This window comes from Streptomyces sp. NPDC006691 (assembly GCF_042869955.1).
In the GTDB taxonomy this organism is placed as follows: domain Bacteria; phylum Actinomycetota; class Actinomycetes; order Streptomycetales; family Streptomycetaceae; genus Streptomyces.
This window is the reverse complement of the sequence record NZ_JBIAGW010000003.1, coordinates 671,729-685,199: the sequence shown is the minus strand read 5'-3', so window position 1 is coordinate 685,199 and position 13,471 is coordinate 671,729. Positions and strand designations below refer to the sequence as shown.

The following is a 13,471-nucleotide window of genomic DNA, read 5'->3' as shown; positions in this document are numbered from 1 at the left end:
ACGTAGAAGTCGACGTGGGTGCCGTCTCAGGTGTCTCAGCCATCGCGGGCGTCACATCCGGAAGACGCCGAAGGCGGGGTCGGCGAGCGGGGCGTTGGCGCAGGCGGTCAGGGCCAGGCCGAGCACCTGGCGGGTGTCGACCGGGTCGATCACGCCGTCGTCCCAGAGCCGGGCGGTGGCGTAGTAGGCGTTGCCCTGGGTCTCGTACTGCTCGCGGATGGGGGCCTTGAAGGCCTCCTCGTCCTCCGCGCTCCAGTCGTCGCCCAGCTGGTCGCGCTTGACGGTGGCGAGGACGGAGGCGGCCTGCTCGCCGCCCATGACCGAGATCTTGGCGTTGGGCCACATCCACAGGAAGCGGGGGCTGTAGGCCCGGCCGCACATCGAGTAGTTGCCCGCCCCGTAGGAGCCGCCGACGACGACGGTCAGCTTCGGCACCCGTGTACAGGCGACGGCCGTCACCATCTTCGCGCCGTGCTTGGCGATGCCGCCCGCCTCGTAGTCCCGGCCGACCATGAAGCCCGAGATGTTCTGGAGGAACACCAGCGGGATGCCGCGCTGGTCGCACAGCTCGATGAAGTGGGCGCCCTTCTGGGCGGATTCGGAGAACAGGATGCCGTTGTTGGCGACGATCCCGACCGGGTGGCCGTGGATGCGCGCGAAACCGGTGACCAGCGTCTGGCCGAACTCGGCCTTGAACTCCTGGAAGCGCGAGCCGTCGACGACCCGGGCGATCACCTCCCGCACGTCGTAGGGGGTGCGCGAGTCGACCGGCACCGCGCCGTAGAGCCCGAACGGGTCGGCCTTCGGCTCCTCGGCCGGCTCCACCGACCAGGGCAGCGGGCCGCGGTCGGGCAGGGTGGCCACGATGTCGCGGACGATCCTGAGCGCGTGCGCGTCGTCCTCGGCCAGGTGGTCGGTGACGCCGGAGACCCGCGCGTGCACCTCGCCGCCGCCGAGCTCCTCGGCCGTGACGACCTCGCCGGTGGCTGCCTTCACCAGCGGGGGGCCGCCCAGGAAGATCGTGCCCTGGTTGCGGACGATCACGGCCTCGTCGCTCATCGCGGGCACGTACGCGCCGCCGGCCGTGCAGGAGCCGAGGACGGCCGCGATCTGCGGGATGCCCGCGCCCGACATCCGGGCCTGGTTGTAGAAGATCCGCCCGAAGTGCTCGCGGTCCGGGAAGACCTCGTCCTGCATCGGCAGGAACGCGCCGCCCGAGTCGACCAGGTAGAGGCAGGGCAGCCGGTTCTCCAGGGCCACCTCCTGGGCGCGCAGGTGCTTCTTCACCGTCATCGGGTAGTACGTGCCGCCCTTGACCGTGGCGTCATTGGCGACGATCACGCACTCGCGGCCGCTCACCCGGCCGATCCCGGCGATCACGCCGGCGGCGGGCGCCTGCCCGCCGTACATCCCCTCGGCGGCCAGCGGGGCCAGCTCCAGGAAGGGCGAGCCCGGGTCGAGGAGCGCGTCCACCCGGTCCCTCGGCAGCAGCTTGCCGCGCGCCACATGCCGGGCGCGGGAGCGCTCGCCCCCGCCGAGCCGGGCCGCGGCCAGCCTGGCCCGCAGCTCGTCGCCGAGCGCGCGGTGCCCTGCCTCGTTGGCCCGCCAGGCCTCGGAGGCGGGATCTGCCGCACTCCCCAGGACCGGTGCCTGCTGCATCGTGTCGAGCCCCCTTGCCCGTACGCGCCGAAGTCAACGGATGTTAGTGACCGTTAACTCATTGCGTTCAGGTTAACGAGCGCTAACCGCATTGTCTAGAATGAATTCCCATGAGCACCCGTACCGACGCCCCCACCCGCCGCGAGCAGATCCTGCGCGAGGCCGCCCGGCTCTTCGCCGAGCGCGGCTTCCACGGCGTCGGCGTCGACGAGATAGGCGCCGCGGTCGGCATCAGCGGCCCCGGTCTGTACCGGCACTTCGCGGGCAAGGACGCGATGCTGGCGGAGCTGCTGGTCGGGATCAGCGGGCGGCTGTACGACGGCGGGCGCAAGCGGGTCGCCGAGGCGGCCGGCGACCCCGAGCGGCTGCTCGGCTCGCTCATCGACGGGCACATCGACTTCGCCCTGGACGACCGGTCGCTGATCACCCTGCACGACCGCGAACTCGACCGGCTCCGCGACAGCGACCGCAAGCTGGTGCGCCAGCTCCAGCGGCAGTACGTCGAGCTGTGGGTCGGGGCCGTACGCGAGCTGTACCCGCCGGTGCCGGAGGCCGAGGTGCGCGGGGCGGTGCACGCCGTGTTCGGGCTGCTCAACTCGACCCCGCACCTCGGCTCGTACGGCTCGGGCCTGCCCGGCCGCACCGCCACCGAGACGCTGCTGCGCCGCCTGGCGCACGGGGCCTTCGCCTCGCTCGACGCGAGCTGAGCGGGTGCGGCGGGGAGTGGTGCCGCGGACTGCCGTGCGGGCCTTCGTGCGTTCCGCCGCACGCTCGGTACGGGTCCGCTGCTCGGGACGGACCGGTCGTGCGCGGCGCGCTCGGGGCAGAATGGGCGGCATGCCGATACCCAGCCGTGCCGCCCTTGTCGACCACCTCGTCCGCACCCGTATCGCCGGTGACGTCGCCACGCCCCGCGACAACAACCTCTCCCACTACCGCAAGCTCGCCAACGGCGACCGCCACTACTGGCTGGGCCTTGAGCTGGGGGACCGCTGGACGGACGAGCAGGACGTGCTCGCGGTGATGGCCGAGCGCTGCGGCGTGGTGGACGACCCCGGGCACCGCACCGGCCAGGACACCATCGACCCCGAGCTCACGGTCGACGGCCTGGACCGGATGGCGGCGCGGCTGCGCAAGGCGGCGGCGGGGCGGGAGCGGGTGCTGTTCGCGACCGGGCACCCGGGCGCGCTCCTGGATGTCCACAGCCGGACGGCGGCGGCGCTGCGGGCGGCGGGGTGCGAGATCGTACGGATCCCGGGCGGGCTCACCGCCGACGAGGGGTACGTCGTGCAGTTCGCGGACGTGGCCGTCTTCGAGCGGGGCGCGTCGCTGTGGCACACCCATTCGCCGGAGCCGATGCGCGCGATTCTGGACGCGCTGGAGACTCCGCCGGACCTCGTGGTCGCGGATCACGGGTGGGCGGGGTGTGCGGGGCAGCGGGGTGTGGACGCCATGGGGTACGCGGACTGCAACGACCCCGCGCTGTTCCTCGCGGAGGCGGAGGGTTCGCTCCAGGTGACGGTTCCCCTGGACGATCACGTCCTGGACCCGCGCTTCTACGAGCCCATGACGGCGTACCTCCTCGCGGCGGCCGGCCTGAACGCGGCCTGACCCCCCTGGGGGGTTTGCCCACCCGCCCGCCCGTTGCCCGGGGTCGGTTGGTCCCGGGCCCCTGGGGCTCCGCCCCAGACCCCGGGCATCTCGCCCACCCTCCCGCCCGTGCGGCCGGGCTGGAGGGCTCGGGCCCTGGGGCTCCGCCCCAGACCCCCTTCGAGGGGCTGCGCCCCTCGGACCCCCGGTTCGGGGCTCCGCCCCGGACCCCGTATCGCGCCTGAACGGCGCTCGTCCTCAATCTCCCCCAAGGCCTTAAGGGCCAGGGGGGACCCCCATGACGGGCTGAAGATGCCCATGCTGGCCAGCACCGAGCCCCTCGGGGGCGCGGGGAACTGCGCAAGAAGCGACCACGGTCCGCACCCGAGAGGGTGTTGGGGGCGCGGGGAACTGCGCGAGACGCGGGCACGGTCCGCAGACCGAAACGGGGTTGGGGGCGCGGGGAACTGCGCGAGAAGCGACCACGGTCCGCAGCCGAAAGGGTGTTGGGGGCGCGGGGAACTGCGCGAGACGCGGGCACGGTCCGCAGATCGAAACGGGGTTGGGGGCGCGGGGAACTGCGCGAACGGCCCCCGCGGTCCGCGGGTGATAGCGGGGTCGAGGGGCGCGGGGAACTGCGCGGCCAAGCCCCCGGCGGCCCGGGCCCGAAGGTGAGCGCGGCCGCACCGAGTCAGGGTGCCGCTACGCGGACGGGGTCGGGTCCAGGTAGACCCGGCGGATCGCCGGGAAGCGGGTGCGGAGGCGCGCCTCCGCCTCGTCGCAGGCCCGCTCCACCTCCGCCGCCGTCGACACGTCCCGAAAGTCGATCTTCGCGGCGATCAGGATCTCCTCCGGCCCCTGGATCAGCGTGGTCAGATCGAGCACGGCCTCCACGTGCGGCACCCCGAGCAGCACCGCCCGTACCCCGTCCCGCATCTCCGGCGGGAGCGGACGCCCGATCAGCAGGCGCGCGTTGGACCGGCCCAGCTCCCACGCCACGTACACCAGGAGCAGGCCGATCAGGACGGACGCCGTGCCGTCCCAGACGCCGGAGCCCGTGAGGTGGCCGCCGAGCAGGCCGCCGGCCGCGAGCAGCAGGCCGGCCAGCGCCGCCGAGTCCTCCATCACCACCGCCTTGACCGCGGTGTCCGGGGTCAGCCGGAAGTAGCGGCCCACCGGCGCCCCGAGCCGCGCCGCCTCCGCCTTCACCTGGCGGATGCCGGTCCGCAGGGAGTAGCCCTCCAGGACGAAGGCGACCGCGAGGACGAGGTAGGAGACGAGCGGGTCGCCCAGCTCCTCGCCCGCCACCAGCGTGTGGATGCCGTCGTAGACCGAGAACACCGCGCCGCCGACGAACGTGGCGACGGCCGCGAACATCGCCCAGATGTAGCGTTCGGGCCCGTACCCGAGGGGGTGTTCCTCGTCGGCCGGCTTCTCGCTGCGCTTGAGCGAGGTGAGCAGGAGCAGCTCGGTGACCGTGTCGGCGAGCGAGTGTGCGGCCTCCGACAGCATCGCGCTGGACCCGCTGATCACCCCGGCGACCGCCTTCGCCAGCGCGATCCCGAGGTTGGCGGTCGCCGCCACGACGACCGTGACCGTGCTCTCGCCGCCGCCCTCCTCCTGCGTTGCGCTCATACCGGGACGGTATGTCCGATCCCCGGACCCGGCGACGTCAGCGGGGGATGCGGACGACGCCCTCCTGGATGACGGTGATCGCGAGTCGCCCGTCCTGGGTGTAGATCCGCGCCTGCCCGAGCCCGCGCCCGCCGGACGCCGACGGCGACTCCTGGTCGTAGAGCAGCCATTCGTCGGCGCGGAAGGGCCGGTGGAACCACATCGCGTGGTCGAGCGAGGCGCCCACCACGTCGCCGACCGCCCAGCCGCCGCGCCCGTGGGCGAGCAGCACCGAGTCGAGCAGCGTCATGTCGGAGACGTACGTCGCCAGGCACACGTGCAGCAGCGGGTCGTCGGCGAGCTTGCCGTTGGTGCGGAACCACACCTGCGAACGAGGCTCGCGCGGGGTGCCGACGCTGCCCCACGGCGGCGCGTCCACGTACCGCAGATCGACGGCCGCGCGGGCCTCGATCAGCCGGTCCACCACGCCCGGGTCACGGAAGGCGTCCGCGTGGCGCGGCAGCATCTCGGCGGCGGTCGGCAGTGACTCCGGGTCCGGCGCGGGCGGCATGCCGGCCTGGTGCTCCATGCCCTCCTCGTACGTCTGGAACGACGCGGAGAGGTGGAAGATCGGCTGCCCGTGCTGGATGGCGACGACGCGGCGGGTGGTGAAGGAGGCGCCGTCGCGGATGCGGTCGACGGTGTAGACGATCGGCGCGCCCGGGTCGCCGGCCCGCAGGAAGTAGGCGTGCAGCGAGTGCGCCATCCGCTCCGCGGGCACGGTGCGGCCCGCGGCGACCAGCGCCTGCGCGGCCACCTGGCCGCCGAAGACGCGCGGCACGAGCGCCGAGCGGGACCGGCCGCGGAAGATGTCCTCCTCGATCCGCTCCAGGTCGAGCAGATCGAGGAGGCTCTCAAGTGCCTGATGCATGAAGGTAGTTGTATCCGACCGCCGTGACGGTTCCTACAGGCCCATGTTCTTGGCGATGATCGACTTCATGATCTCGCTGGTGCCGCCGTAGATCCGGTTCACCCGGTTGTCGGCGTACAGGCGGGCGATCGGGTACTCGTTCATGAAGCCGTAGCCGCCGTGCAGTTGGAGGCAGCGGTCGATGACGCGGTGGGCGACCTCGGTGCAGAACAGCTTCGCGGACGCGGCCTCGGCCGGCGTCAGCTCGCCCGCGTCGAGCGCTTCGAGGGCGCGGTCGGCGACCGCCTCGGCGGCGTCCACCTCGGCCTGGCAGGCGGCCAGTTCGAACTTGGTGTTCTGGAACGAGGCGACCGTCTTGCCGAAGACCGTACGGTCCTGGACGTACTCCTTGGCGAACCGGACGGCCGCCTTGGCCTGGGCGTACGCGCCGAACGCGATGCCCCAGCGCTCGGAGGCGAGGTTGTGGCCGAGGTAGTAGAAGCCCTTGTTCTCCTCGCCGAGCAGGTCCTCGGCGGGCACCTTGACGTCGACGAACGCGAGCTCGGCGGTGTCGGAGGTCTTCAGGCCGAGCTTGTCGAGCTTGCGGCCGACCGAGTAGCCCTCGGACTTGGTGTCCACCGCGAACAGCGAGATGCCGTGGCGGCGGTCCTCCGCGGAGGGGGCGTCGGTGCGGGCGCAGACGATCACGCGGTCGGCGTGCACACCGCCGGTGATGAAGGTCTTCGCGCCGTTGAGGACGTAGTGCGAGCCGTCCTCGGAGAGCTTGGCGGTGGTCTTCATGCCCGCGAGGTCGGAGCCGGTGCCCGGCTCGGTCATCGCGAGCGCCCACATCTCCTCGCCGGAGACGAACTTCGGCAGGAAGCGCTTCTTCTGCTCGTCGGTGGCGAGCATCTTGATGTACGGCAGGCCGAGCAGCACGTGCACGCCCGAGCCGCCGAACTGGACGCCCGCGCGGGCCGTCTCCTCGTACATCACGGCTTCGAACTTGTACGAGTCGATGCCGGCGCCGCCGAACTCCTCGTCCACGCGGATGCCGAAGATGCCGAGCTCGGCGAGCTTGTAGTAGAACTCGCGCGGCACGATGCCCTGCGCGAACCACTCGTCGTAGGCCGGGACGACCTCGGCCTCGATGAAGGCGCGCAGGGTCTCCCGGAACGCCTCGTGGTCTTCGTCGAATACCGTACGGCGCACGGTCGCCCTCCTCGGCTCACACATTCGTCTAAGCGCTTGCTCAGGTTGAATAACGAAGTTACCCGGCAGTCACCGGCACTGTCCAGAGGTCCAGAGACGCGGAGACCCAGAGCCAGCGTGAGACGCCCCACTCTCCGGCGCCACCGGGCCCCACTCCGCCGTCGTCCGGCGACGGCCCGGGCCCCTGTCCGCCGATCGTCGGCGCCCGCGCGTGCTCGCCGACGAGGTGCTCGCCGGGCTCGGCCGGGGGAGTTCAGCCCTGCTGCTTCAGCGCCAGCCACAGCTCCGTGCGGACGTCCATGTCGTCCAGGCCGGTCCCGAGCAGCGCCGCGCAGCGGCCGATCCGCTGGCGCACGGTGTTGCGGTGCACCCCGAGCGCCACCGCGCTGCGGTCCCAACTCCCGTGCAGCGAGAGCCAGGTGCGCAGGGTGGCGCGCAGCGTTTCGGTGAGCGGGGCGAGCAGTTCGCGGGCGTACGCGGCGGCCTCCCCGGGGTCCACGAGCGACCCGAAACCGGCGGGGCGGTGCCGGGCCAGGGTGACGCGGGTCGCCTCCGCGCGTTCCAGGGCGCGGGCCGCCTGGGTGTCGGCGACGGTCAGTCCGTCGAGCCCGGCCGGGGCGCTGATGCCCAAGGTCCAGCCGGGGTGCGGGGTGACCTCGCGGCCGGCCGGCACGAGGGCGCGTACGCGGTGGCCGTCCGCCTCGACCAGCGGCGTCCCGAGGTCGGGCGCAGGCCCCTGGCCCCGGGCGTGCACGACGCACCACGGCCCCGCGCCGAGCAGCGCCCCGGCCTCTTCCGGGGTGGCGCCCAGCAGCATCCGCACCAGCGCGGCCGAACGGGCCGCCTCGTCGGCGCCGGGCCGCTCGGCGGTGAGCAGGGTGAGCAGCACGGCCGCGACCCCGGCGATGGTGTGGTCGCCGGGGGCGCGGTGGGGGGTGGCGAGCGCGAGCACACGGGGCCCCGCGAGGGCGTAGGCGGTGAGGTGGGTGCCGGCCAGGGTGTCGCTGGCGGTCAGGGCACTTCCCCCACCCCGCCCCTTCCCGGGACCCTCCGGGGGGTGAGGGTCGGGGTGCTGCCCGGTGGGTGTGCTGGGGGCTCCGCCCCCCGGCCCCCGCTCCTCGGACGCCGGAGGCGCTGCATGCTCCGGCTCCTGCGGCGTGTGAGCAGCGGGGGCCGGGGCGGAGCCCCGTGTCCGGCGACCCGCGGTCGGCCCATCATCCGCCGGAGGCTTGCGGGAAGGGGCGGGGTGGGGAAGGTCCGCCGAAGGCGCCACCACCCGCACCAGCCCCCGCACCCCCACCCGCACGGAATCGGACGGTTCCGGCCCCGCCGAGTCCACCACCGACCCCTGCGGGGTCACCAGCGCCGCCCACCCCCCGAGCCGACCTGCCAGCACCCGCAGCACCGCTCGCACCGGCTCGGGCCGGGCCGCGGCCGTGGCCAGCGCCCGCTGGCCCCGGCTCACCCTCCGCAACTCCTCCTCCCGAGCCCGCGCCATCAGCAGCCACACCGCACGGGCCACCCCCGAGAACGTCGTCTGCGGCGGCACCTCCAGAAGGGGGAGGCCGTGGCGGGCGCAGGCCTCCACCAGGGCGGGCGGGACCGCGTCGTACACCGGGGCCACGCCGAAGCCGAGGGCCGCCGCGCCCGCCGCCGCCACCCGGGCCACGTACACCTCGGGGTCGGGGAGCTGCACCCCCGCCGTCATCAGGAGCTCGCCGCCGAGGAGGTACGGGAACGGGTCGGCCATCTCCGAGGTGTGCACCCAGCGGATGGACGCGTCCGAGGGGCCCGCCAGCTGCCGCAGGCCGAGGTCGGCACGGGCCAGCAGCGCGGCGAGCGCGACCGGCGGGGTGGGGGGTGCGGCCGGTGCGGTCGGTCCGGCCGGTCCGGTCGTTCCGGTCGGGCTGGTCGGGTCGGTCGGTCCGGTCGGGCTGGTCGGGTCGGTCGGGTCCGGCATGGTGGACGATCCATCCATCAGCAGCATCAGAAGTGGAGGAAACGTACACTTCAGCGTTGCTTTCCGGCCACCTAGGGTCGTGCCGAACCGAAGGCCGCGGGTACGGGCGGATGTCCCCGCGAACAGCCGACGGGACCTCGATGTCTCCCTGGAACCCCGAGATCCCCCGCACGACACGCCACCGAGTGAGCGCGAAGGAGGGCCCCGCATGGCCGTCGACTACACAGTGATCGTCGTCTATCTCGCCGGGATGCTGGCGATGGGCTGGTGGGGCATGCGCCGCGCCCGGTCGAAGTCCGAATTCCTGGTCGCGGGAAGGCGGTTGGGGCCCGCGATGTACTCCGGGACCATGGCCGCCATCGTGCTCGGCGGCGCGTCCACCATCGGCGGCGTGGGCCTCGGCTACAAGTACGGCCTGTCCGGCGCCTGGATGGTGTTCACCATCGGCCTGGGCCTGCTCGCGCTCTCCGTGTTCTTCTCCGCCCGCATCGCCCGGCTGCGCGTCTACACCGTCTCCGAGATGCTGGACCTGCGCTACGGCGGCCGGGCCGGACTCATCTCCGGCGTCGTGATGTGGGCCTACACGCTGATGCTCGCGGTCACCTCGACCATCGCGTACGCCACCATCTTCGACGTCCTTTTCGACCTGAACCGCACGGTCGCGATCATCCTGGGCGGGGCCGTCGTCGTCGCCTACTCGACGCTCGGCGGCATGTGGTCCATCACGCTCACCGACATGGTGCAGTTCGTCGTCAAGACGATCGGGGTGCTGCTGCTCCTGCTGCCCATCGCCGTGGTCAAGGCCGGCGGCTTCGGCGCGATGAAGGCGAAGCTGCCGACCGGCTACTTCGACCCGCTCGGCATCGGCGGCGAGACGATCTTCACCTACGTCCTGATCTACACCTTCGGCATGCTCATCGGGCAGGACATCTGGCAGCGCGTGTTCACCGCGCGCAGCGACAAGGTCGCCCGGCTCGGCGGCACCGTCGCCGGTACGTACTGTCTGGTGTACGCCGTCGCGGGCGCCGTCATCGGCACCGCCGCCAAGGTGCTCTACCCGAACCTCAGCAGCGCCGACGACGCGTTCGCCACCATCGTGAAGGCAGAACTCCCCGTCGGCGTAAGGGGGTTGGTGCTCGCCGCCGCCCTCGCCGCCGTGATGTCCACCTCCTCCGGCGCGCTCATCGCCTCGGCCACCGTCGCCAACAACGACATCTGGGCGCGGCTGCGGGGCAGGTCCGGGCAGACCGGCACCGACCACGACGAGGTGAAGGGCAACCGGGTCTTCATCCTCGTCATGGGGCTCGTCGTGATCGTCATCGCGACCCGCCTGAGCAGCGTCGTGGAGGGCCTCACCGTCGCCTACGACCTGCTCGTGGGCGGGCTGCTCGTGCCGATCCTCGGCGGGCTGCTGTGGAAGCGCGGCACCGCGTCGGGCGCGCTCGCCTCGGTCGTCGTCGGCGGCCTCGCGGTCGTCGCGCTCATGGTGCGCTACGGCATCCTCGCCAACGAGCCCGTCTACTACGGGCTGCTCGCCTCGCTCCTCGCGTACGTCGTCGTGTCGTACGCGACGAAGCCGACCGACGCCGCGGTGCTCGCCGTCTGGCGCGAACGGCTGGCCGGCCGCGGGGCGGAACCCGGGGGACCGGATCCCGACCAGCCGGCGGCGGCCGAAGCGGCGCCGGCCCCCAGCTAGAGTCACACTGATAAAGCGCATAAATGCTGAAACGAAGGGCAATTCAGATGAGCAGCAACGAAACGCCGCGCGGTCCGATCGATTCGTCCCGCATTCCGCGGTACGCCGGGCCCGCGACCTTCGCCCGGCTGCCCCGCCTGGACGAGGTCGGCACCGCCGATGTCGCCGTGGTCGGTGTGCCCTTCGACAGCGGTGTCTCCTACCGGCCCGGCGCCCGCTTCGGCGGCAACGCCATCCGTGAGGCATCCCGCCTGCTGCGCCCGTACAACCCGGCGCAGGACGCCTCGCCGTTCGCGCTGGCCCAGGTCGCCGACGCCGGTGACATCGCGGCCAACCCGTTCAACATCAACGAGGCGGTCGAGACGATCGAGGGTGCGGCCGACGAGCTGCTCTCCACCGGCGCCCGCCTCATGACGCTCGGCGGCGACCACACCATCGCGCTGCCGCTGCTCCGCTCGGTCGCCAAGAAGCACGGCCCGGTCGCGCTGCTGCACTTCGACGCGCACCTCGACACCTGGGACACCTACTTCGGCGCCGAGTACACCCACGGCACCCCGTTCCGCCGGGCCGTCGAGGAGGGCATCCTCGACACCGAGGCGCTCTCGCACGTCGGCACCCGCGGCCCGCTGTACGGCAAGCAGGACCTGACGGACGACGAGAAGATGGGCTTCGGCATCGTCACCTCCGCCGACGTCTACCGGCGCGGCGCCGACGAGGTCGCCGACCAGCTCCGCCAGCGCATCGGCGACCGCCCTCTCTACATCTCCATCGACATCGACTGCCTGGACCCGGCCCACGCGCCCGGCACCGGCACCCCCGAGGCCGGCGGCATGACCTCGCGCGAGCTCCTGGAGATCCTGCGGGGCCTGTCCTCCTGCAACCTGGTCTCCGCCGACGTCGTCGAGGTCGCCCCGGCCTACGACCACGCCGAGATCACCTCGGTCGCCGCATCGCACACGGCGTACGAGCTCACCACGATCATGTCCCGGCAGATCGCGGCCGCCCGCGCCTGAGCGCGGAACGGACCGGGAAACGATCAACGGCGTCGGCCCGGCGGACGGGAGACCGGCGCCGGGCCGAAGGGCCGAGCTCCCAGGACTCCAAGGAGAGGACGCGATGACCCACGACCACGACCTCGTGCTGCGGCCCACGCCGCGCCAGGTGGAGGCCGCCCTGAACCCCCCGCCCGGGCGCAACGGCGGTGACCTGGTGGTCGAGACCCTCGCGGGGCTCGGCGCCACCACCGTGTTCGGGCTGCCCGGTCAGCACGCGCTCGGCATGTTCGACGCGCTGCGCCGCTCGGACCTGCGCTACGTCGGCCTCCGGGTCGAGAACAACGCGGGCTTCGCCGCCGACGCGTACGGCCGGGTCACCGGCGAGGCGGCCCCGCTGCTGCTCTCGACCGGTCCCGGCGCGCTGACCTCGCTGGCCGCGCTCCAGGAGGCGGCGGCCGCCTCGTCCCCGGTCGTCGCGATCTCAAGTCAGGTCCCCACGGCGGGACTTGGCGGCGGACGGCACGGCTATCTGCACGAGCTGCGCGACCAGAAGGCGTCGTTCCGCGATGTGGTCAAGTCCGTCCACACCGTGCGCGGCCAGTCGCAGATCCCCTCCGCGATCGCGGCGGCCTGGGAGTCGGCGCTGACCGCGCCGCACGGGCCGGTGTGGGTGGAGATCCCGCAGGACGTGCTGCTCGCGGAGACGGCGCTGCCCGTCGTCACGCCCATGGACGCCTTCCCCGAGGATGTCGTCCCGCGCCCCGAACTGACCGCCGTGGCAGCCGAGTTGCTGGCGAACGCGGACCGCCCGGCGATCATCGCGGGCGGCGGTGTCGTACGCGCCGACGCCGCCGGCAAACTGCTCGCGCTCGCCGAGCGCCTCGACGCGCCGGTCGTGACGACCTTCGGCGGCAAGGGCGCCTTCCCCTGGGAGCACCCGCTCTCGCTCCAGTCCTGGCTGGAGGACCGGCACACCACCGACTTCCTGGAGGACGCGGACGTCCTGCTCGTCGTCGGCTCCGGGCTCGGCGAGCTGTCGTCGAACTACCACACGTTCAAGCCGCGCGGCCGGATCGTCCAGATCGAGGCCGACCTCGGCAAGCTGGAGTCCAACCACCCGGCGCTCGGCATCCACGCGGACGCCCGGATCGCGCTCCAGGCCCTGCTCGAAACGGTCGCGGAGCGTCACGACGAGACGGCCGCCGAGCGGGTACGCACTGTCCTCGACAAGGTCAGGGCCCGTATCGACGCCCAGGACCTCGGCGAGGAGCGGCGCATCCTGGCCGCCGTGCGCGAGGCACTGCCCGCCGGGGCGCCCAGCTTCTGGGACATGACGATCCTCGCCTACTGGGCCTGGTCGGCGTGGCCCGGCGCGATGCACTCGGCCCAGGGCGCGGGCGGCCTCGGCTACGGCTTCCCGGCGGCGCTCGGCGCGGCCGCCGCCGACCCCGGGCGCCCGGTCCTCGCGGTGTCCGGCGACGGCGGCGCGATGTACTCGATCGCCGAGCTCGCCACGGCCAGGCAGTACGACCTGCCCGTGACCTGGCTGATCGTCGACGACGGCGGCTACGGCATCCTGCGCGAGTACATGACGGACACGTTCGGCGAGGCCACGGCCACCGAGCTGGCCCGGCCCGACTTCGTCGCCCTGGCCGAGTCCTTCGGCGTCCCGGCCGCCCGCACCACCCCGGACACCCTGACCGCCGACCTCTCCAAGGCGCTGGCGACCCCCGGGCCCTCCGTGGTCGTGCTGCCCGCCCTCCTGAGGATGTTCGCGCCGACCCATCTCTGACGCCGGCCTCCGAGCCGGGTCCGCCCCTGGGGCGGGCCCGGCC

The 13,471-nt window shown here is 72.9% G+C and carries 10 protein-coding genes; 5 read left to right on the top strand and 5 right to left on the bottom strand.

Annotated elements, in window-relative coordinates; translation table 11 throughout:
• Positions 1-51: 51 nt before the first annotated feature.
• Positions 52-1,659, bottom strand: a complete 1,608-nt coding sequence (locus ACFYNP_RS09790) for a carboxyl transferase domain-containing protein (RefSeq protein WP_388420368.1) — start codon at positions 1,657-1,659, stop codon at positions 52-54.
• Between the two features lie 110 nt (positions 1,660-1,769).
• On the opposite strand from ACFYNP_RS09790, the gene ACFYNP_RS09785 reads away from it, so the two are divergent.
• On the top strand, positions 1,770-2,366 hold the full coding sequence (locus tag ACFYNP_RS09785; RefSeq protein ID WP_388784186.1) for a TetR/AcrR family transcriptional regulator: 597 nt from the start codon (positions 1,770-1,772) through the stop codon (positions 2,364-2,366).
• 130 nt (positions 2,367-2,496) lie between these two features.
• Complete coding sequence (locus tag ACFYNP_RS09780; RefSeq protein ID WP_388420366.1) at positions 2,497-3,270, top strand: phosphatase; 774 nt, start codon at positions 2,497-2,499, stop codon at positions 3,268-3,270.
• 681 nt (positions 3,271-3,951) lie between these two features.
• Here the strand turns inward: ACFYNP_RS09780 and ACFYNP_RS09775 are convergent.
• The 4 genes from ACFYNP_RS09775 to ACFYNP_RS09760 form a co-directional block, all read right to left on the bottom strand.
• A complete protein-coding gene (locus ACFYNP_RS09775) occupies positions 3,952-4,884 on the bottom strand; it encodes a cation diffusion facilitator family transporter (RefSeq protein ID WP_388784182.1) in 933 nt (310 codons plus the stop codon).
• 37 nt (positions 4,885-4,921) lie between these two features.
• Positions 4,922-5,794: an acyl-CoA thioesterase II gene (gene tesB, locus ACFYNP_RS09770; protein ID WP_388420364.1), complete on the bottom strand. Its 873-nt coding sequence runs from the start codon at positions 5,792-5,794 to the stop codon at positions 4,922-4,924.
• A 33-nt stretch (positions 5,795-5,827) separates the two neighbouring features.
• Complete coding sequence (locus ACFYNP_RS09765; RefSeq protein WP_100578432.1) at positions 5,828-6,985, bottom strand: acyl-CoA dehydrogenase family protein; 1,158 nt, start codon at positions 6,983-6,985, stop codon at positions 5,828-5,830.
• A 253-nt stretch (positions 6,986-7,238) separates the two neighbouring features.
• Entirely contained in the window at positions 7,239-8,945 is a 1,707-nt protein-coding gene (locus tag ACFYNP_RS09760) for a PucR family transcriptional regulator ligand-binding domain-containing protein (RefSeq protein ID WP_388784179.1), read from the bottom strand.
• Positions 8,946-9,153: 208 nt separating this feature from the next.
• Between ACFYNP_RS09760 and ACFYNP_RS09755 the strand changes: the two genes are divergently transcribed.
• The 3 genes from ACFYNP_RS09755 to ACFYNP_RS09745 all read left to right on the top strand — a co-directional run bounded on the left by ACFYNP_RS09755 (position 9,154) and on the right by ACFYNP_RS09745 (position 13,428).
• Complete coding sequence (locus ACFYNP_RS09755; protein ID WP_388784176.1) at positions 9,154-10,641, top strand: sodium:solute symporter; 1,488 nt, start codon at positions 9,154-9,156, stop codon at positions 10,639-10,641.
• Between the two features lie 47 nt (positions 10,642-10,688).
• A complete protein-coding gene (gene speB, locus ACFYNP_RS09750; RefSeq protein ID WP_345260522.1) occupies positions 10,689-11,654 on the top strand; it encodes an agmatinase in 966 nt (321 codons plus the stop codon).
• Between the two features lie 103 nt (positions 11,655-11,757).
• Complete coding sequence (locus tag ACFYNP_RS09745) at positions 11,758-13,428, top strand: thiamine pyrophosphate-binding protein (protein WP_388784173.1); 1,671 nt, start codon at positions 11,758-11,760, stop codon at positions 13,426-13,428.
• Positions 13,429-13,471: the final 43 nt, after the last annotated feature.

Bases quoted from the DNA above. Each gene is read 5' to 3' on its own strand.
- ACFYNP_RS09790 (WP_388420368.1), bottom strand. From the start codon at position 1,659: ATGCAGCAGGCACCGGTCCTGGGGAGTGCGGCAGATCCCGCCTCCGAG.
- ACFYNP_RS09785 (WP_388784186.1), top strand. From the start codon at position 1,770: ATGAGCACCCGTACCGACGCCCCCACCCGCCGCGAGCAGATCCTGCGC.
- ACFYNP_RS09780 (WP_388420366.1), top strand. From the start codon at position 2,497: ATGCCGATACCCAGCCGTGCCGCCCTTGTCGACCACCTCGTCCGCACC.
- ACFYNP_RS09775 (WP_388784182.1), bottom strand. From the start codon at position 4,884: ATGAGCGCAACGCAGGAGGAGGGCGGCGGCGAGAGCACGGTCACGGTC.
- tesB (WP_388420364.1), bottom strand. From the start codon at position 5,794: ATGCATCAGGCACTTGAGAGCCTCCTCGATCTGCTCGACCTGGAGCGG.
- ACFYNP_RS09760 (WP_388784179.1), bottom strand. From the start codon at position 8,945: ATGCCGGACCCGACCGACCCGACCAGCCCGACCGGACCGACCGACCCG.
- ACFYNP_RS09755 (WP_388784176.1), top strand. From the start codon at position 9,154: ATGGCCGTCGACTACACAGTGATCGTCGTCTATCTCGCCGGGATGCTG.
- speB (WP_345260522.1), top strand. From the start codon at position 10,689: ATGAGCAGCAACGAAACGCCGCGCGGTCCGATCGATTCGTCCCGCATT.
- ACFYNP_RS09745 (WP_388784173.1), top strand. From the start codon at position 11,758: ATGACCCACGACCACGACCTCGTGCTGCGGCCCACGCCGCGCCAGGTG.